Raw genomic sequence first — 18,006 nt, 5'->3', positions numbered from 1 at the left:
CCACGTCTCCAATGTATGGTCGTGGAGGGGTGTTTGCGGGTGTTTCGAACGAAGCCCGTCTCACTCACCTCGATTCCAGCCAGGACGCGGGGAGCCACCACCCTCGAAGGAGATAGCCACAGACCGCCAGCAGCGACACGACACCGACGGCGGTGTAGAGTTCGACCTCCGTCAGCGAGCGGGCGGCGTCCCCGACCACGACGACGAGGAGCGCTTCGAGGAGGTATCGTCCGCCCCGTCCGAGGATCGACGCCAGGAGGTACGACCGGAGTCGGAGGTCGGAGACACCCGCCGCGACCGAGAGCAGTTCGTACCCCTCCGGGATGGGCGCGAACGCGCCAAAGGTCAGGACGGTGAACCCGTACTTCTCGACGTACGCTTCGGACTGCTCGACACGGGCCGCCGAGAACCGGGATTCGAGCACCGGTCGACCGCCCTTTCGACCGACGGTGTAGCCGATCACTCCCGCCGACACCGATCCCACGGTCGCGACGGCCGCATAGAGGGGGCCGAGCTCCGGTCGCACGACCGTGAGCGGAACGAGCACCAGGTCGGGCGGCACGGGGAGCAAGAAGAACTCCAGGAACGCGACGGCGAGCAGCCCCGGGGCTCCGAGCGAGACGAAGAACTCGCGTGAGAGTTCGATGGAATCCAGTAGCGCTGAGCCGGCCATCGTCCTCGGTAACGACGGGCGGTAGTAGAACCTGACGTCGTGTTCACGAGCATCGAGGCTACCGAGGGTATTTCGAGCTCGGGGGTCGAGGGACGGACGAACATGGTCTCACAGGTCGGTATCCACCCCTCGATCGAGCGACTCTTCCCGCCCACCGTCCTCCGGGACGCGCTCTCGGACGTCGATGCGGCGGTCCGGATCGTCGGTACCGAGACCGCACTCGGGGAGTGTGACGGGCTCGTCACGTTCGAGTACGACGAGGCGTTCCTCTCGGCCGGCCTCGATTGGATCCACTCGATCCAGTCGGGTGTCGACCGGTTCCCGTTCGACGAACTCGAAGACCACGGTGTTCGGCTCACGAACAGTGCGGGTATCCACGGCGACACGGTTGGGGATACCGTCGCGGGCTACATGCTGCAGTTCGCCCGAGGGCTGCACCATCACCGGACGAACCAGACCGAGGGAGAGTGGTCCTACCCGGAGTGGGACTCGGCGTTCACGCTTCGTGGGAGCACGCTCTGTGTGGTCGGGCTCGGAACCCTCGGACGCGGGATAGCGATGCGGGCGGACGCCCTCGGGATGGACGTCGTCGGTGTGAAACGAACGCCGACGCCCGTCGACCACGTCGACACCGTCTACCCGACGACGGAGCTCCACGAGGCGATCGAGGACGCACGGTTCGTCGCGCTCGCGGTGCCGCTCACCGACCGGACGAGGGGGCTGATGGCCGAATCCGAGTTCGAAGCGCTCCGTGACGACGCCTATCTGATCAACGTCGCCCGCGGTGCGGTCGTCGACCAGTCGGCGCTCGTCGCCGCGTTGCGGTCGGAAGCGCTCGCCGGGGCGGCCCTTGACGTCTTCGAGACGGAACCGCTCCCAGCAGCCTCGCCGCTCTGGGGGATGGAGAACGTGGTCGTCACTCCACACACCGCGGCGGCGACCCACGAGTACCATCGGCGGATAGCGGCGCTCGTCCGGGAGAACGTCCGCCGGCTGAACGGCGAGGAGGAGCTCGCGAATCGGGTCGTATAGCGGGAGTCGGTCGGCTGCCGCGTCGTGAACGCTTCCGTTCGTCCACCGCTGGCGTCCGTTGAAGGGATCGATGGTGACGACGCCGTATCGCGTAGCCGATCGAGATCGACGGAGGCCGCAGTCCGCGAACTAGCGCCTCCGCTGTGAATCTCGGGATAACTGGTGGGGACGCTAGAGCGGTGCGAGCCCGTTCAGCACGGTTCGAACCGTCCGCACGACGAGAAAGGTCGCCGACCCGCTGGCGCACGCACACCCGGAGAGAACGGTCACCGTGCTGGCCGCCGCCGCACCGAAGAGTATCGAGGCCGGCACGCGCCACCACCCCCGGAGGACCGGGAGCACGATCCCGACACAGAACAAGAGGAGGGGCAGACCGGTGAGGTAGAGCCGCTCGATACCGACACCGAGGTAGGCGAGCACGACCACTCTGTCCGCACCGGCCATCCGCAATGCGATTGACCCGATCGCCGGGGAGACCGAGAGGAGCGGACCGCGCGTTCCGAGCCAGACGAGGAGTGCCCCCGCCCCGAGCAGTCCGCTCCCGGCCAACAGCGTTCCCAGAGCGACGTCGCGGTAGACCGTTCGTCGCCGGAATGATCGAAAAAATCGGTTCACCGATCGTTCGTTTCGCCCTGCCCCATATCGGTGCTTCGGCTTCGTCTGGGCGTTCAGGAGGGGGACCGGGACGTCGATGCACGACCCGAAGCGACCGCGACGGCAGTCCGGCGGTCGCGACGTCGTTCCCGCCGACCTGAGAAACAGTTATGATTCTTCGGGGTACCGATCCTTGGGATGGCACGAAACCGAATCGCCCTGGCCGTCGGTATCCTCTCGGTCGCCGCGTTGCTCGTCGCCGCGCTCGGCCTCTATCGCGTGTTCTCGTACCTCGCCGGTGCGCTCATCGTCGCGGTACTCCCGCTGGCGGCCGTCGAGCGGGGCGACCGGGAGCTCGATATCGCCCCGTACACCGGGCTCGTCGCGGGCCTGGGGCTGCTGTTCGCGGTCGGGCTGACCGGGATCTGGCTGCTCTGGGAGCCCGGCACCGCGAGCGAAACGTACGTCCTCGGGGTCCCACAGTCGACGTTCGTCTACATCCTGTTCCTCTGGCTACTGCCGCTTCTCGCGCCCGTCTACTACGCGGTCTCGGTGTTCTCCGACACCGCCAACGAGGATCTCGTCGCCGACGTGATGGACGACGCACGGCAGGCACAGCGTGAAGGCGACTTCCCGCTCGCACCGTCGCAATCGCCGGGCGTCGACTCCGAGAGCGGGGGCGAGCGATGAAACCCCTCCAGGCGATCCCGGTCGCCGACGACCCGTTCGTGCTCCTGTTCGGCGGGCTCTATCTCCTGATCGTCCTCGCGATCGGCGTCTGGGGCTACCTCAACACCGATAGCACGAGCGACTTCCTGATCACGGGGAAATCCGTGGGGACGTGGGTGCTCGCGCTGACCGCGTTCTCGGTGATCCAGTCGGGGTTCGGGTTCGTCGGCGGCCCGGAACTCGTCTACTCCTACGGGATGACCGGGATGTGGATCTTCTTCACCGCGCCGCTCGGCTTCCTCATCGCGTGGGTGCTCCTCGCCCGTCGGATGCGGATCCTCGCCGACATCAGGAACGTCCTCACGCTCGCCGACGGGATGTACGTCCGCTACGAGAGCGCGTGGGTCAGGGGCCTCACCGCGTTCGCGGTCATCGTGGGCGTGATCGCCTACCTCGCGACCAACCTCGCCGCGCTCCAGTTCGTGATGCGGGCGATATTCGGGATCCCCGTGGTCTGGGGGCTGTTCGGCGGCGCGGCGATCCTGCTCGCCTACAGCGTCCTCGGCGGGATGATCGCCGGCGTCTGGACCGACTTCGTCCAGTCGATCACGATGATCGTCGGCGCGGTGTTCGTCTTCTACTTCGCGCTGGAGTTCGGCGGCGGTATGGGCACCATCACCCGGAACCTCGCGAGCGTCGACCCCGCGCTCGTCTCGCCGTTCGGTGCGATCGGCGTGCCCGCCGCGAGCGCCTTCACCGCCCTCGCGTGGTGGATCCTCTTCTCGATCGGGTCGGCGGGCCAGCCCCACCTCATCACGAAGTTCTACATGAGCCGCGACCTCACGATCCTCCGCTGGGGCGCGCCGATCGCCGCGATATCCTACGGGATCTCCAGCATGATCGCCTTCTCGGCGGGTCTCTCGATGCGCGCGGCGGTCGAAGGCGGGACGATCCCCGAGCTCCGAAGCGCGTCGATCGCCGCGCCGGTGTTCGTGCTGAACCAGACGCCCGGCGTGGTCGCCGGACTCGTGCTCGCCGCGCTGCTCGCGGCGATCATGTCCACCAGCGACTCGTTCCTCAACATCGGTGCCGCCGCGGTCTCGCGCGACCTCCCGCGGGCGTTCGGGCGACCGATAGACGACGAGACGACCGAGCTTCGGGTGACACAGATCGCGCTCGCGGGACTCACGGTTCTCTCGACGCTCGTGGTGTTCTTCTCCGACGCGCTCGTGGGGATCCTCGGCACGATCGGTTGGGGGTTCTTCGCGGCGGCCTTCTTCCCGGTCGCCGTCTTCGGGCTGAACTGGAAGGGCGCGACGAAGGAGGGGGCGGTCGCGGGGATCGTCGGCGGCCTCGTCGTCAACCTGTTCTACAGCGCGGTCCCGCGGATCGCCGAGGCGGCCGGTACACCGGGCGTGAGCGAGACGATACTCTCGCTCTACCCCTTCGCCGAGGGGTTCCCGGTGGGGACCGTCGCCCTGCTGGTCTCGATCGCGCTCACAGTGGGGGTCTCGGTGCTCACCCAGCGCGGCCGGAGCGTGCCCGCCGACCTGGTCACCCTGCTGGAGCGATAGGATGGCCGCGACGGAGTCGGTCGTCGGGCGATTCAGCGGCTGGTATCGACGGACACCGGTCTCGCTCGAGTTCTGGGAGGGCGTGCTCACCGACGAACGCCTGATCTGGTGTTTCGTTGGTGAGTCGTTCAGATCGCTGCTCCTCCGTGCCGACATGGGGACCACCGCCCGCGAGGAGATCGCTTCCCTCGCGCCCGACGCGGTGGCGGCGTTCGACGACCGGAACCGGGTGGTCGCGCTCGACGATCTCGATTCGATCCGGCTCTCGCCCGGCTCGCGCCTCCGGCGCTCGTCGTTGGTCGTCGCGTGGAACGACGAGCAGTTCGACCTCGAAGCGACCAGCGCGAGCGACTCCCACGAGACGTTCGTCGAAGCGCTCGCCGACGACGATCGGTTCGCACACGTCGAGATAGCCGTCGAGCGCACGTTTCTGTAGCCGGCGAAGCTATTTGTAGAGCCGTTTCGAAGCTCGACGGTATGCCGTGGCACGTTTCACTCGACGGGGAGACCTACGAGGACGCGCGCGAGTCGTTCCAGTGGGACCTCCCGGCGGACTACAACCTCGGGCGGGACCTCCTCCGAAAACACGACCGGCCCGGGGAACGGGTCGCGCTCTACCAGGCCTATCCCGACGGTCGTCGTGAGACCTACACGTTCGACGACCTCGACCGGCTCTCGAACCGCGTGGCGAACGCCTTCGAGAGCGCGGGAGTCGAGTGCGGCGACCGAGTGGGCGTGGTCGTCCCGCAGAAACCCGCGAACCCGCTCACCCACCTCGCGTGCTGGAAGATGGGTGCGATATCGCTCCCGCTGTCGCCGCTCTTCGGCGACGAGTCGCTCCGGCACCGCCTCGCGGACAGCGAGGCGAAAGCCGTGGTCGCCGACGCGGACGTGGTTGAGACCGTCGCGAGCGCGGCCGCCGAGTGCCCGGCGCTCGAAACCGTCGTCGAGGTCACGGACGACGATACGGGAACGGATTCCGCCTCGACGACGTTCTCGGGGCTGATCGAGAACGAACCCGAGGAGTACGGGATCGCCGAAACGACGGCCGAGACGCCCGCGATCGTGATGTACACCAGCGGGTCGACGGGGCCACCGAAGGGGGCGCTGCACGGTCACGGCGTCTGGGTCGGCCACTGCCCGGCGTTCTCGATGTACTTCGAGCGCCGGGTCGACGAGGGCGTCTACTGGACGCCGGCCGACTGGGCGTGGATCGGGGCGCTCGGCGACCTGCTCTACCCAGCGTGGCACTACGGCCGACCTGTCGTCGGCTACCCGATGGGCAAGTTCGACCCCGAGGGGTCGTTCGCTCTCATGGAGGAGTTCGACGTGACGAACGCCTTCTTCCCGCCGACGGCCATCCGGATGTTGATGGGGGTCGAGAATCCGCTCGAAACCTACGACCTCTCGCTCCGGGCGGTGTGTTCGGGCGGCGAACCGCTCACCCCGGAGATCCTGGAGTGGGCCGAGACGGAACTCGCCGGCGTCGCGGTGAACGAACTCTACGGCCAGACGGAGGCCAACCTCCTCGTCACCAACTGCCGGGAGTGGTTCCCGGCCAAACCGGGCTGTATGGGCAAACCCGTCCCCGGCCACGACGTCGCCGTCGTCGACCCCGAGACCGGCAACGAGCGGCCAACCGGCGAGGTCGGTGAGATCGCCGTCAAGCGGGGCGACGACCCCGTTGTCTTCGACGGCTACTGGAACGACGACGAGAAGACGGCGGGCGCGACGGTCGGCGAGTGGCATCTGACCGGCGACCTCGGGATGCAGGACGAATCCGGCTACTGCTGGTTCAAGTCCCGCGACGACGACCTCATCCTCACCAGCGGCTACCGAGTCGGCCCCGGCGAGGTCGAGCGCGCGATCCTCGAACATCCGGCCGTCGAGCAGGTCGGCGTCATCGGGGTCGCCGACGAGACCCGTGGGGAGATAATCAAGGCCTTCGTCCAGCCGACGTCGGGCACCGACACGACCGAGAACGGGGACGAACTGCGTGAGGCGATCCGTGACCGTGTTCGGGACCGACTCGCGAAGTACGAGTATCCACGAGCGATCGAGTTCGTCGAACGCCTCCCCCAGACGACGACCGGGAAGATCCAACGCCGAAAGCTCCGGGAAGAGGAACACGCCTCGAACGGGGAATGAGTGGACGGCAATCGGTCGTTCCGTCCGTGGAATGACTACGAGTCACGTACTGGAGGGCCAGTCGCTGTCCCCGAGAAAGAGCACGAGCAACAACAGCAGGCTCGCACCCAACAGCAGTGCGAACGCGGCGATCGGGATCGCCGGGAGCCGGACCCCGCCGACGACCAGCGCGATCACACCTGCGGCGACCCCGACCCCGAGGGTGCCGGCGAGATGGGTGAGCACTACCGGGTAGGTCCGGGCGCTCCGCCCGACGTCGGCCCCGAGCGTGGTCGCGTACTCGGCCAGATCCCACGTGAGGACCATCGAGCCGACACCGACCAGCAATCGAACCGCGTCCGGGTCCGAAACCCACGTCAGGAGGACGAGGCTATAGCCGAAGAGCGCGACCCCGATGCCGACGAGCGCGCGGGTCCACGACTCCCGAAGCGGAAACACGCCGAGAACGACGACCGCCATCGCCAGCGTTCCACCGAGGAAGGCGATCCGCTCGAACAACCCACCCGTCGAGAGGAGCCCCATCCCGAGCGCCGAACAGACGAGGCCACACCCGACGAGGACGGACCCACCACCGAGCACGCGATGACCGCGACGGCGAACGAGACCGCTCCCCAACAGCAGGAGGGCACCGACCGTTTCGACACCGACGACCAGCCCCTGAGTGAACGATCCCGCCAGGACCCAGGTGACGCAGGCCGCCGAGAGCACGGCGAGCGTACTCCCCGCGTAGGTCGGTTGCGCCACGAGGGGTGCGTCCGTCATCGACGCGCCTCGCCGTCGTGACCGACGGGCCAGACCAGCGGTTCGTCGGGCGACCAGTCCGCGACCGGCACCCCCCGATTCCGCAAGCACTGGACACGGTTCGTGCGCTCGACCCCGGCGAACGCCTCGTGGACGGTCCGGTCCGTCGTCACGTTCGGGCTGACGACCGTCACTGGATACCCCCGGGCGTCCAACTGTCGCGCAGCAGTCCCTCCGAACCCATCGAGGAGCGGCGAGAACAGCACGATTTCGACCGGTTCGTGGGTTCGTGCGACCAACTGTCGAACCCGCTCCGGTGCAGCGACCGTGGTGTCGTCGTTTCCGGCCGGGCTCGGGTGGTCGTGCTCGTGGTCCGCTAGCAGCCGCTCGATCCTGGCGTCGTGCTCGCGGCCCGCGTTCGGCGCGCACCACTCGAACTCGGTACCGACGGTGGCGACGCCGACCCGTTCGCCCCGCTCTTGTAGGGCCGACCGAACCCGCTGGGCGGCGGCGACACAGTAGGCTACCGCGTGTGGCTCCGTCGATGCTGGGGCTCGAATCGCGCTCCGACGGACGTCCACACAGAGCACGACCGCCGTCCGGCGTTCGTCACGGAACGCCATCGTCGCGAGTTCGCCACTTCTGGCGTATCGCTTCCAGTCGATCCGGTGTATCGAATCGGTTCGTTGATGCTCCCGCACCCGTTGGAACTCGATCCCCGACCCACCTGTCTCCGCCGTCGTTCGTCCGGGATATCGTCCTGCCCGCCGGCGCAACCGAAACGCGTGGAGGGCGAGGGGACACTCGACGTCGTCGTGAGCGGGTCGGCGTTGGTCGGCTCCGACCTCGGTCTCGATACGCATGCTCCCGCTGATATCGTGGGCTATCGCCGTCGCAGGCTCGAAGCGGTGATTGCCGTGCTTCGCCGCGACCGTGTACTGGAAGCTCGTCGATGCGCCGGGACGGAGAGCGGCCGTGTGTCGCGGTGTCCCGTCGACGACGGAGAGGAGGGCTGGCACGCCGTCGACGACCCGGAGGTCCGTGAGCGTCCGCGACCCCGTGTTCGTTATCGTGACGGTGACCACCACGGGGTCGTCGTGAGCGGCCGTCCCGTCGGAGACGGTTCGCGAGAGGTCGAGGTCGACGGTCGGCGGACCGACGAGAAGCGGATACCCCACGTACGCGATGCCGAGAAGCGACGCCGAAAAGAGCGACGGCGCTTCGAGATACAGCCCTGCCGTGCCCGTAAAGAGGACGAACAGGAGGGCGACTCGCCAGCGATGTGTCCGTTCGACCGACGTCACGGGCGGTGGGTCCTCCGTGACTCGTGACGTCGGTCGTAGGCGACGATCTCGTCGATGGTCCGGCGGGCCCCGTGACGAAAGGCGTGGCTAGCAGAAACTCGGGCGTAGAGGCGGACCGACCGGGGTGGCGAGGTGTCCCCGAGGAACCACGCCGCGGTAGCGTTCTCCGTCCAGTCACCGTGCCGTAGACGAGCGGCAGCGTCGTCCCGCTCGACGCCCGTCCGGCGACGGATAGTACCCAGAGCCGCCTCCCGGAGCCGCGTTCGGATCGCTTCGCGCTCCTCGTCGCCGAGGTGACGTCCGAGAAGCGGGTTCCCCAACAACGGTTCGAGGTTCGCACCGGTCCGCGGAACGTCGGGTACCCCCTCGGGTTCGTGGGGGCTCGCGTCGGTCCCTTCCGCGTTCGCGGTCGCATTTTCGGGACCTAGATACAGGGGAACGAGGAGGAGCGATCCCGCGAAGAGCGCGACTAGGCAGTACCCGACGACGAGGAGGTCATCCCCTCGCGGGTAGCCGGACGCGTTGAGCAGCGACGGAGAGAGGACATCGAGTCCGGTGAGGAGGCCGGCAACGACGACGAAGACGAGCGCCGTCAGCGCGAGCCAACGGCGAACACGGTGACGGGGGTGCTCATTCATCCGGAACGCCCCCGTCGTCGAGCCGTTCGAGCATGGCCCGGGCGTCGTTTCGACGGTCGTCCGTTTCGGACGCGTTGCCGTACCGAACGGCACAGAACACCTCAGTTATCGTCTCGACGGCATCGGGCGAAAGACCCGAGTCGACCGCGAGCCGCTGCCATTCGCCCGGGGTTCGCGACGATGGGGCCTCGACACCGTCGTCGATGCGGTGGACCATCGCGAGCCAAACCGCCCGGACCGACTGCGATTCCGTTTCGGGTGACCACGCCGGGTTCGTGGTTCCCGTCGACGGGGACCGGCCGGTCGGTTCGGTGCGTTCGCCGGACGAGGGCGAAACGCGGGGAACCGCGAGGCGATGGCGGTACTGATAGAGGAGCACCGAGACGGTGAGCGCGACGAGGAGTGCGACGACCGCGAGACGGTGGTGGTAGACGAACTGGAGAGCGACGATGACGACTCCAACGAGCCCCCTTCCGGCGGCCCGACCCGACGGGGCATCGAGAGTGACCCCGAAGAGCGCGAGGAGTCTGTTGATGACCAAGTAAAGGAGTTCGAGGATGGAGCCACCGGACGACGGCGGCATCGACTTCGGTGGTTCGGGAGCGACCGTCGTCGAGACCGTGGGTCCGAGGGTCCGTGTGACGGTGGCGAGCACCACCGCACCGAGAGCGATGGCGAGCGCCGAGAGCGAGCGAGCGAGCACGGACGCCGGTGGTGCGGTCTCCCATTGGTCGGCCTCTCTCCGATGGCCGTGATTTGTGCCGACCAGCCTTATGTAATTTTATACGTTCGGCGAGTCGTCCGGAACGGATCGCCGTCGCTGAACTCGGGTGCTCTCCCCTGCCGGGCGACGAACCGGGAGTTATCCTCGTTCGACGGCGTTTCGCCCGTATCCCCACGTCCAGAAGTCGCAGTTGGGACAGACGTATCCGAGTTCCGGGTCCTCGCACTTCGCGTCCGGGAGTTCGAACCGGTGGCCACACTCGTGACAGCCGATCATGCGTTGCGATGACACGTGGAGCCGAGAAATACGAGTCGCATGGACGGTCAGGGGAACGGTCCGGTCGTATCGAACGGTGAGCGGCGACCTCCCGCTTCCGACCGCCCGAATTGTCAGTATGCGAAAGCGTATAGTGGCCACCACCGGAGATCGACGGATGCGTACCGTCGTCATCGGGGCTACCGGCCACATCGGGTCGTATCTCGTACCACGATTGCTCGCCGCGGGGCACGACGTCGTGTCCGTGACCCGTGGCGAGAGCGAACCGTACCGGTCGCCCGGCTCGTGGGCGCAAGTCGAGCACGTCTCGATCGACCGCGAGGCGGCCGAGGCGGAGGGGACGTTCGGCGATCGGATTCGCGAGCTCCGACCCGACGTCGTCATCGACCTCATCTGCTTCGAACTCGACAGCGCGGAGCGGTTGGTGCGAGCGCTCGATGGGGAGGTTCAGCACCTGCTTCACTGTGGGACGATCTGGGTTCACGGGCCGAGCGCAGTGGTGCCCACGACCGAGGACCAGGCTAGAGAGCCCTTCGGCGAGTACGGGCGCAAGAAAGCCGAGATCGAAGCCTACCTGCTGGACGTCGCTCGCCGCGACGGGTTCCCGGTGACGGTCCTCCACCCGGGTCACATCGTTGGTCCGGGCTGGGAACCACTCAACCCGGCGGGTCACTTCTCCCCCGAGGTGTTCGAGCGGCTGGCGAACGGCGACGACCTCGCGCTGCCGAACCTGGGTTTGGAAACCGTTCATCACGTCCACGCCGACGACGTCGCACAGGCCTTCGAGGCGGCGCTGAACAACTGGAGCCGGGCCGTCGGGGAGAGCTTCCACGTGGTTTCGCCGTCCGCACTGACGCTCAGAGGCTACGCCGAGGCGGTCGCCGGGTGGTTCGGTCGGTCGGCGGACCTCTCGTATCTCCCGTGGGAGGAGTGGCGCGAGCAGGTCTCGGACGAGGAGGCGGAGGCGACGTGGGACCACATCGCGCACAGCCCGAACTGCAGCATCGAGAAGGCACGACACGCGTTGGGATACCAACCCCGCTATACGTCGCTCCAGGCCGTTCGGGAGTCCGTCGCGCGGCTCATCGAGGACGGAACCGTCGAGGCCGACCCGATCGCCTGAACCCGGAACGCCGTCGCTATACGGTCCGACCCCAGTCGACGACCTTGCGCTCCTCGGCCCGGGTTATCTCGTGGAGATCGGTCGTCGAGAGGTCCGCACAACGCTCGGCAATGGTCCGTTTCGCGCCCTGTGCGTCGATCCCGGGGGCGCTCAGGATGGCACGACAGTCCTCGGGAGCCGACGAGACGAAGCGATATCGGGAGACCCCGTCCCGGGGCGAATCGGGTGTCGCTGGTCGCGCTCGAAACCCAGCCTCGTACCGGTGCTGGCGCTCCTCAGCCATTCGTTTTCGTCCGAACTCGAGTTGGTGCAACCATCACTACTTCGACGTACGAAAACGGGATATTTGACTCTTAGCATGAACGTTCTAGGCCCCTCGCCCCGTCGATCGTTAGGCCCACTCGGGAGACGTTAGCCGTCGAATCTGTGGGTAGGGTGCCGTTCGGCGATGGTTCACGCGTCAGCGGTCGGCCGTCGGTGGGGAAGGGAACGTCCGAGTCGGGAACAGAGGGTATCCCAGGGGAGGAACATCGCGAAGAACACGAACACGTCGAAGAAGAACGGCCCGATGGCGACCGCGATCACGGCCTGCATTCCGAGCACGCCGACGACGAAGGGGTCTATCGGGAGCCGCGTCACCACCGCCACCAACAGCCCAAGTTCGAGAACCAGCGTCCCGACCGCGGCCGCCGAAACGAGAAGGGGATACTGGAGCAACGACGGTCCGATCGGTATCGGGTGCGAGTAGAGCGCGTTGCGGACGAGGACGATCCGGCTGAGGTTCGCGGGGCCGGCCCACGCGAGCCCCGCACTGAGGAGTTTGTCGACACCACCGCCGAAGTAGACGATCGCGATGACGACGAGGTTGTACTTCAGTGCGGTCATCGGGTAGGCAGCGTCTTCGGAAGCGGAGGACCGAGGGGTGGCCGTCTCGGGTGACGAGCGACTAGCGGTGGCCTTGGTCAGCCGCCGCCGGAGCGCCCGCCAGAGGACGGCCGCCGTGAGCACGTCCTGGTCGCGATACAGACCGAAGAGGATCAGGAAGTAGACGCTGAAGAACAGCGCCGTCGTCCCGCCCGAGGTGTTCACCGTATAGCGGACCGCACCGAGGTGCCCGACGAGCAACGCGCTCAGGAACGTCGTGAGACCGAGTCGATAGCCGACGAGGACCAGAACCAGAAGACCGATCAGCGCCCACTTCTCGACGACGAGGACCGTCGGCGAGGCGGGAACGAGGAACGTGTAGGTGTCCGCGACGGTGAAGGGCGTCGCGAGCAGCCGAGGCCAGTCGTACCAGACCGTCTTCCAGATCAGGTAGCCGGCGAGGATCATCCGAGCCGCCGCGAGGTTCAGCGGCGTCGAACGGGTCTCGTCGCGCACGTAGTTGATGAAGAGCGCCATCGGACGCGGTCAGGCTCCCGTCCTGTTGGTCGCCGATGGCGATGCCGAAGTGGAGGAACCGTCGAACGCACACGGGGCGGTGGAGAAGTTAGCGGCCGCTTCGGTCCCCTCACAGCCGGGATAGAACCCCTCGACGAGGGTCTCGGAGCGCGAGAGGACCTCGGTCCCGTCGGGAGAGGTGGTCAGGTTCGTTCGGTACAATCGGAGCCCGACGAGGGGGACGTTCGATCGGATCGTCGCTTCGTCCCACGATTCGAGGAAGCCGTGTGGGGGGAAGCGGAGGTACTGCACCACCGAGCGGTGGCGCGCCGCTTGACGATGGTCGCGCGCCCGAACGAGGAGGTATCGGACCAAGCGGCGGTTCTGGGCGGGCGAATACTCCGTTCGCATCTTCCGTGTGAGCGCGGAGAAGGAGACGGAATCGGCCGAGAGCGTCGCCTCGGTTGGATACGACAGCTCCTCGCCCTCGGCGGTGACGAGCCGGAGCGAGTGGTGGGTCTGTGATTCCGGGCGCGGCTCCGAGAACTTGTGCCAGTGCATCATCGGGAGCACGGCCAGCCCCGTGAGGTTGACGACCAGGAACACGACCAGAAAGCCCGCGACGTAACTCCGCTTGACGTATCGGTGCCGGTGGAACGCGAGCGCGAACGCCGTTCCGACGAAGAACGCGACGAAACACAGCTGAAGCAAGGACGAGAGCGACGGCAGCAGGGTAGAAAGGAGGTCTCCAGTTAGTTGGAGGGGAGCGGACGTCACGATGAACACCGGAAGCCCCCAGGATAAGTAATCTGTTATCTTCGAGGTGAGTACGGAGGGTCGGCGTCGTCGCCGACGAAGTGACGGGTAACTCGAACGGTCGGCTGCGACGAAAGGGGGAACCGCTCGCACTGACGAGGGCGACTGTTGGACGGGCGGTAACCAGCAGAGCGAAGTCCGTGTGTCCTGGATCGACGAACGATGGTAGATCCGCGACCGGTCGACGCTGGCGTACAGCGATTCGAGGGACGGCCACTCACCGATCGTGCCCGTCGGTGAGCGCGAGGACCGGCACGGCTTCGACGAGAACAGGAACTATCTCGCCGAGGCTCTCGGCAAGTTCGTCCCACAGGTCGTCGCACACCGGGCGCTCCGTGTCTCGGTCGAAACCGACGGGAAGCGATACGGGGTCGGCGAGCCGGTCACGATAACCGCGACGTTCGAAAACCGGCTGCCGGTTCCTATCGTGGTTCGAACGCCACGACAGCGGCTGTGGGGGTGGAGCGTCGATGGCGAACTCGAAGCCAGCGACGAGACCCGCTACACCCGAACGAAACCGGGTCGGTTCGGTTTCCGCCCTCGCGAGCGAAAGCGGATCGAGTGGCAGTGGAGCGGCCGGTTCGAGCGAACCGACGAACGCCGGTGGGTTCGTGCCGAACCCGACGAGTACGAGATCACGGTTTTCGTTGCGCTCGAAGGGGAGCGACGACCGTCGGCGACGACGACCGTCCGGATCGGGTGACGGCGTACTCGGAGACTACCCGCGATGGAGATGACAGGCCGCGAAGTGCGTCCCGGAGCCGTGCTCCGGCGTGACCTCGTAGGCGGGTTCCGCGGTGGCACAGATGCTCTGCTGGGCGAACGCTTCGTCCAGTAACCGATCCGCGGACTCCCAGTCGCCGGAGAGAACGTGGTCGATCGCCTGGTCGACGATCGACGCCGTCTCGCCCGCGAGCGACACGTCGGCGAAGAATCGACTTTTGAGGGATCGTTCGTCCGCCGGCTCGAACGTCCGGCGGTCGACCGCCCGCATGAACGCCCGCACGGCTTCCCACTGTTCGTCGGTGAGGTCGTACTCCGGTGGCTGGATGAGTTTCGGACACCGCGTTCTGAATCGACACCCGGAGGGTGGATCGATCGGGCTCGGTACGTCACCTTCGAGCACGCCGCGGGTCCCCGTCGCCAGCGGGTCCGGAACCGGGATCGAATCGAGCAGCGCCCGTGTGTAGGGGTGTTGGGGGTTCTCGAACAGCTCTTCCGTCCCGGCAAGCTCGACGAGCTGTCCGAGGTACATCACCGCGACGCGGTCGGAGATATACCGGATAACCGAGAGGTCGTGGGCGATGAAGAGGTAGGTCAGCCCGAACTCCGCCTGGAGTTCGTTCATCGTGTTGAGCACCTGGGCCTGAATCGAGACGTCGAGGGCGCTCACGGGTTCGTCACACACGATGAAGTCGGGGTTGACCGACAGCGCCCGCGCGAGGTTGATCCGCTGGCGCTGGCCGCCCGAGAACGCGTGTGGGTAGCGGTTGTAGTGTTGTGGGTCGAGACCCACCTTTTCGAGGAGTTCGTGGGCACGCGCCTCCCGTCCCTCGTCGTCGAGCATCCCGTGAGCCTTCATCGGCTCCTCGACGATGGACCCGACCTTCATCCGGGGGTCGAGGCTCGACTGCGGGTCCTGGAAGATCATCTGCATGTCCTGACGCTGCGCCCTGAGCTCCTCGCCGCTCAACTCGGCGAGGTTCGACCCTTTGAAGTAGACGTCCCCGTCGGTCGGACTGAGCAGTCGGAGGATGGTCCGGGCGAGCGTGCTCTTCCCACAGCCGGACTCGCCAACCAGACCGAGCGTCTCCCCCTCCCTGATGTCGAACGAGACGTCCTCGACCGCGCGAACCCGTTCCGAACCGAAGAATCCGGACAGGAACCCGCTTCCCTGGTCGAAGTGCTTGGTCAGCCCATCGACCTCTAGCAGCACCTCCGGGTCACCGGTCCGGTCGACCCCATCGGTCCGGCCGGTCCCGTCGTCGACGTCCGGCGACGTCCGTGCGTCACTCATCGTTTCCACCCACGCTGCGCTCGGCGTTCGACCGCTGTGACCGGCCTCCAGCCACGAGGTCCGGGGCGAATCCAGTATCGACCTCGTCGGTCAACGGGTCGCTGTCCCAGTACTCGACGTCGAACGCGTCGTGCATGAGGCAGGCGGCGTTGTGTCGTGGGTCGTCCGGGTCGCTCACGTCGCGCGCGTCCGGATGCACGCGAACACAGACCTCGCGGGCGTCCGGACACCGGGTGTGGAACCGACAGCCAGTCGGCGGGTTGATCGCCTCGGGCATGACACCCTCGATCGGCGAGAGCTCCCCGACCGTTCGGTCGGGGCGGGGGATCGATTCGAGTAGCGCCTTCGTGTAGGGGTGTTTCGTCTCGTAGAACAACGGTTCGACCTCGGCCTGCTCGACGATCTCGCCGAGGTACATCACGTTCACGCGGTCGCAGATCTCGGCGACCACGCCCATGTCGTGGGTCACCCAGATGAAGCTCGTCCCGTACTTCTCCTGAAGGTCGTCGACGAGGTCGAGGATCTGTCCCTCGACCGTGACATCGAGGGCAGTGGTCGGTTCGTCGGCGATGATCAGACTCGGTTCGCACGACAGCGCCATCGCGATCAGCACCCGTTGGCGCATGCCCCCCGAGAACTGGTGTGGATAGTCGTCGTAACGGTTCTCGGGTTCGGGGATACCGACCTCTCGGAGCATGTCGATCGCCTCGCGCTTCGCGGCGCTCGAATCGAGGTCGCGGTTGAGCTCGATGAACTCGCGGAGCTGCCCGCCGACGGTGAAGACCGGGTTGAGGCTCTCCATCGGATCCTGAAAGATGATGGCGATCTCCCGCCCTCGGATGCGTTCCCGCATCTCGCGGTTCGAGAGCATTCCATCGCGCTCGACGAGTTCGCCGTCCCCGCGCTCCTCGAGACCGAACAACGTCTCCCCGCGGAACGTGACCTCGCCGCCGACGATCTCGCCGGGGCGTTCGACCAGTCGGAGGAGGCTGGACGCGGCGACGCTCTTTCCGGCCCCGCTCTCGCCGACCAGACCGACGATCTCGCCCTCGTTCACGGTGAAGGAGATCCCGTCGACCGCACGAACGACCCCCGCCTCGGTGAAGAAGTGCGTCGTCAAGTCCTCGACCTCGAGAAGTGGTTCCTGACTCATTCTCGATCCCTCGTTTCGGTGTCTGTGTTCATAGTTGGTGATCGGTGGGCGTCCGTCGTGTCGCGAACCGGTTTCGTGTCGTTGCTGTCCCGTACATGTCAGTTGTTGAGCCGTGGGTCGAGTGCGTCCCGGAGCCCGTCGCCGAAGAGGTTGAACCCGACCACCGTGATCAGGATGGCGATCCCTGGCCAGAGGCTGAACCAGATGCTCTCGAGCATGTAGTTGCGCGACTGGGAGAGCATCTGTCCCCACGAGGGCGTCGGAGGTTGGACCCCGAAGCCGAGGAAGGAGAGGCCGGCGACGATAATGATGCTCACGCCGACCTGGAGGGTCGCTTGCACGAGCGCGGGCGCGAAACTGTTCGGGACGACGTGTCTGAAGATGATGTTGCGGTCCTTGACACCTGCCGCCCGTGCCGCCTCGACGTAGTCCTCCTCACGAACGCTGAGGACGCGCGAGCGTATCAGGCGAGCGAAGACCGGTATCGAGGCGATCCCGACGCCGATCATCGCGAAGAGCAGGTCCCGGCCGAAGACGGTCATGAACGTGACCACGAGGATCAAAAACGGGATCGCGTACAGGGTCTCGACACCGCGCATCAGCACGTCGTCGACCCAGCCACCGTAGTAGCCCGCCACCGCACCGATGACGACGCCGCCGAAGAGCCCGAAGGCGGTCGCGATGAATCCGACCTGGATGGCGATACGCGTGCCGTAGAACAGCCGGACGAGGATGTCGCGGCCACGGTCGTCGGTGCCGAGCGGATGTGCCCAGGTACCCGTGCCGAGCGCGTTCTCGACGTAGACCGGTGGCTGGAGCGCTCGCACAACTGCCGGGTCGGTCACGGGGATGACCCAGAACGTGTTCGCGAACCAGTAATCGAGGAGTTTCGCATCGACGTACGCGAACACCGCGATGGCGGTCATGAAGCCGATGATCACCAGTCCGGTCAGGGCGGTCGGGTCGTGACGGACCTGCCCGACGGTGTAGCGCCAGCCGATCCGTGATTCGACCTCGCGCTCCTGGTCGTTCGCTCCGCTTTCCTCGGTTCGCCCCGAGGAGAGCATCTCGTCGGACTGCGTTTCACCTGTCGCCATGTTATGCCCGCCCCTTCGTCGAGCGAGTTTCGCCCGGGTGTGTCTGT

At 66.6% G+C, this 18,006-nt stretch carries 20 protein-coding genes; 7 read left to right on the top strand and 13 right to left on the bottom strand.

All coding sequences use genetic code 11. The features are described 5' to 3' along the window. Nucleotides 1–64: 64 nt before the first annotated feature. On the bottom strand, nt 65–673 hold the full coding sequence (locus tag D3261_RS06535; protein ID WP_120070504.1) for a YqaA family protein: 609 nt from the start codon (nt 671–673) through the stop codon (nt 65–67). A gap of 102 nt (nt 674–775) precedes the next feature. On the opposite strand from D3261_RS06535, the gene ddh reads away from it, so the two are divergent. Continuing rightward, entirely contained in the window at nt 776–1,705 is a 930-nt protein-coding gene (ddh, locus tag D3261_RS06530) for a D-2-hydroxyacid dehydrogenase (protein ID WP_120070634.1), read from the top strand. A 171-nt stretch (nt 1,706–1,876) separates the two neighbouring features. On the opposite strand, the gene D3261_RS06525 is transcribed toward ddh, so the two are convergent. Next, nucleotides 1,877–2,320, bottom strand: coding sequence for a hypothetical protein (locus tag D3261_RS06525; protein WP_120070501.1), 444 nt, complete (start codon nt 2,318–2,320; stop codon nt 1,877–1,879). 177 nt (nt 2,321–2,497) lie between these two features. Between D3261_RS06525 and D3261_RS06520 the strand changes: the two genes are divergently transcribed. From D3261_RS06520 to D3261_RS06505, 4 genes are read left to right on the top strand one after another with little or no spacing between them, the layout of a single operon-like run. Then, nucleotides 2,498–2,989: a hypothetical protein gene (locus tag D3261_RS06520; protein ID WP_120070498.1), complete on the top strand. Its 492-nt coding sequence runs from the start codon at nt 2,498–2,500 to the stop codon at nt 2,987–2,989. Beyond that, a complete protein-coding gene (locus D3261_RS06515; protein WP_120070495.1) occupies nt 2,986–4,542 on the top strand; it encodes a sodium/proline symporter in 1,557 nt (518 codons plus the stop codon). The genes D3261_RS06520 and D3261_RS06515 overlap by 4 nt, the downstream gene beginning before the upstream one ends. 1 nt (nt 4,543) lies before the next feature. Further along, complete coding sequence (locus tag D3261_RS06510) at nt 4,544–4,978, top strand: hypothetical protein (RefSeq protein WP_120070493.1); 435 nt, start codon at nt 4,544–4,546, stop codon at nt 4,976–4,978. Between the two features lie 41 nt (nt 4,979–5,019). Beyond that, on the top strand, nt 5,020–6,690 hold the full coding sequence (locus D3261_RS06505) for an AMP-binding protein (RefSeq protein WP_120070491.1): 1,671 nt from the start codon (nt 5,020–5,022) through the stop codon (nt 6,688–6,690). Nucleotides 6,691–6,732: 42 nt separating this feature from the next. Here D3261_RS06505 and D3261_RS06500 read toward each other — a convergent pair whose 3' ends face one another. From D3261_RS06500 to D3261_RS19975, 5 genes are all read right to left on the bottom strand, one after another. Next, nucleotides 6,733–7,452, bottom strand: a complete 720-nt coding sequence (locus tag D3261_RS06500; protein ID WP_120070488.1) for a hypothetical protein — start codon at nt 7,450–7,452, stop codon at nt 6,733–6,735. After that, entirely contained in the window at nt 7,449–8,735 is a 1,287-nt protein-coding gene (locus D3261_RS06495; protein WP_120070485.1) for a DUF58 domain-containing protein, read from the bottom strand. The genes D3261_RS06500 and D3261_RS06495 overlap by 4 nt, the downstream gene beginning before the upstream one ends. After that, complete coding sequence (locus D3261_RS06490; protein WP_120070482.1) at nt 8,732–9,373, bottom strand: hypothetical protein; 642 nt, start codon at nt 9,371–9,373, stop codon at nt 8,732–8,734. Before D3261_RS06490 ends, D3261_RS06495 begins: the two co-directional genes overlap by 4 nt. Next, on the bottom strand, nt 9,366–10,076 hold the full coding sequence (locus D3261_RS06485; RefSeq protein ID WP_120070479.1) for a DUF4129 domain-containing protein: 711 nt from the start codon (nt 10,074–10,076) through the stop codon (nt 9,366–9,368). The genes D3261_RS06490 and D3261_RS06485 overlap by 8 nt, the downstream gene beginning before the upstream one ends. Nucleotides 10,077–10,235: 159 nt before the next feature. Further along, nucleotides 10,236–10,388, bottom strand: coding sequence for a hypothetical protein (locus tag D3261_RS19975; RefSeq protein WP_158589359.1), 153 nt, complete (start codon nt 10,386–10,388; stop codon nt 10,236–10,238). A gap of 142 nt (nt 10,389–10,530) precedes the next feature. On the opposite strand from D3261_RS19975, the gene D3261_RS06480 reads away from it, so the two are divergent. Next, complete coding sequence (locus D3261_RS06480; protein ID WP_120070477.1) at nt 10,531–11,496, top strand: NAD(P)-dependent oxidoreductase; 966 nt, start codon at nt 10,531–10,533, stop codon at nt 11,494–11,496. 16 nt (nt 11,497–11,512) lie between these two features. Here the strand turns inward: D3261_RS06480 and D3261_RS06475 are convergent, their stop codons facing one another. The 3 genes from D3261_RS06475 to D3261_RS06465 all read right to left on the bottom strand — a co-directional run bounded on the left by D3261_RS06475 (nt 11,513) and on the right by D3261_RS06465 (nt 13,653). Then, nucleotides 11,513–11,779: a hypothetical protein gene (locus tag D3261_RS06475; protein WP_120070474.1), complete on the bottom strand. Its 267-nt coding sequence runs from the start codon at nt 11,777–11,779 to the stop codon at nt 11,513–11,515. Nucleotides 11,780–11,949: 170 nt separating this feature from the next. Then, nucleotides 11,950–12,897, bottom strand: a complete 948-nt coding sequence (locus D3261_RS06470) for a hypothetical protein (protein WP_120070471.1) — start codon at nt 12,895–12,897, stop codon at nt 11,950–11,952. 9 nt (nt 12,898–12,906) lie between these two features. After that, complete coding sequence (locus tag D3261_RS06465) at nt 12,907–13,653, bottom strand: hypothetical protein (RefSeq protein WP_233553910.1); 747 nt, start codon at nt 13,651–13,653, stop codon at nt 12,907–12,909. A gap of 265 nt (nt 13,654–13,918) precedes the next feature. Between D3261_RS06465 and D3261_RS06460 the strand changes: the two genes are divergently transcribed. Continuing rightward, nucleotides 13,919–14,395, top strand: a complete 477-nt coding sequence (locus D3261_RS06460; protein ID WP_120070468.1) for a hypothetical protein — start codon at nt 13,919–13,921, stop codon at nt 14,393–14,395. Nucleotides 14,396–14,410: 15 nt separating this feature from the next. Here D3261_RS06460 and D3261_RS06455 read toward each other — a convergent pair whose 3' ends face one another. From D3261_RS06455 to D3261_RS06445, 3 genes are all read right to left on the bottom strand, one after another. Then, nucleotides 14,411–15,709: an ABC transporter ATP-binding protein gene (locus tag D3261_RS06455; protein ID WP_120070465.1), complete on the bottom strand. Its 1,299-nt coding sequence runs from the start codon at nt 15,707–15,709 to the stop codon at nt 14,411–14,413. Beyond that, the gene (locus D3261_RS06450; RefSeq protein ID WP_120070462.1) at nt 15,702–16,862 is read right to left on the bottom strand and encodes an ABC transporter ATP-binding protein; all 1,161 of its coding nucleotides are present in this window, start codon (nt 16,860–16,862) and stop codon (nt 15,702–15,704) included. The genes D3261_RS06455 and D3261_RS06450 overlap by 8 nt, the downstream gene beginning before the upstream one ends. 98 nt (nt 16,863–16,960) lie before the next feature. Beyond that, complete coding sequence (locus D3261_RS06445; protein WP_120070460.1) at nt 16,961–17,959, bottom strand: ABC transporter permease; 999 nt, start codon at nt 17,957–17,959, stop codon at nt 16,961–16,963. Nucleotides 17,960–18,006: the final 47 nt, after the last annotated feature.

This window comes from Halococcus sp. IIIV-5B, from assembly GCF_003602035.1.
Lineage (GTDB): Archaea > Halobacteriota > Halobacteria > Halobacteriales > Halococcaceae > Halococcus > Halococcus salsus.
Note: the sequence above shows the minus strand (reverse complement) of the source record. Positions and strands in the feature narration are given on the sequence as shown.

What these genes read in the sequence shown, in the direction of transcription:
- D3261_RS06505 (WP_120070491.1), top strand. Translation starts at nt 5,020, where the DNA reads ATGCCGTGGCACGTTTCACTCGACGGGGAGACCTACGAGGACGCGCGC.
- D3261_RS06450 (WP_120070462.1), bottom strand. Translation starts at nt 16,862, where the DNA reads ATGAGTCAGGAACCACTTCTCGAGGTCGAGGACTTGACGACGCACTTC.
- D3261_RS06520 (WP_120070498.1), top strand. Translation starts at nt 2,498, where the DNA reads ATGGCACGAAACCGAATCGCCCTGGCCGTCGGTATCCTCTCGGTCGCC.
- D3261_RS06445 (WP_120070460.1), bottom strand. Translation starts at nt 17,959, where the DNA reads ATGGCGACAGGTGAAACGCAGTCCGACGAGATGCTCTCCTCGGGGCGA.
- D3261_RS06470 (WP_120070471.1), bottom strand. Translation starts at nt 12,897, where the DNA reads ATGGCGCTCTTCATCAACTACGTGCGCGACGAGACCCGTTCGACGCCG.
- D3261_RS06490 (WP_120070482.1), bottom strand. Translation starts at nt 9,373, where the DNA reads ATGAATGAGCACCCCCGTCACCGTGTTCGCCGTTGGCTCGCGCTGACG.
- D3261_RS06455 (WP_120070465.1), bottom strand. Translation starts at nt 15,709, where the DNA reads ATGAGTGACGCACGGACGTCGCCGGACGTCGACGACGGGACCGGCCGG.
- D3261_RS06475 (WP_120070474.1), bottom strand. Translation starts at nt 11,779, where the DNA reads ATGGCTGAGGAGCGCCAGCACCGGTACGAGGCTGGGTTTCGAGCGCGA.
- D3261_RS06510 (WP_120070493.1), top strand. Translation starts at nt 4,544, where the DNA reads ATGGCCGCGACGGAGTCGGTCGTCGGGCGATTCAGCGGCTGGTATCGA.
- D3261_RS06515 (WP_120070495.1), top strand. Translation starts at nt 2,986, where the DNA reads ATGAAACCCCTCCAGGCGATCCCGGTCGCCGACGACCCGTTCGTGCTC.
- D3261_RS06500 (WP_120070488.1), bottom strand. Translation starts at nt 7,452, where the DNA reads ATGACGGACGCACCCCTCGTGGCGCAACCGACCTACGCGGGGAGTACG.
- ddh (WP_120070634.1), top strand. Translation starts at nt 776, where the DNA reads ATGGTCTCACAGGTCGGTATCCACCCCTCGATCGAGCGACTCTTCCCG.
- D3261_RS06480 (WP_120070477.1), top strand. Translation starts at nt 10,531, where the DNA reads ATGCGTACCGTCGTCATCGGGGCTACCGGCCACATCGGGTCGTATCTC.
- D3261_RS06535 (WP_120070504.1), bottom strand. Translation starts at nt 673, where the DNA reads ATGGCCGGCTCAGCGCTACTGGATTCCATCGAACTCTCACGCGAGTTC.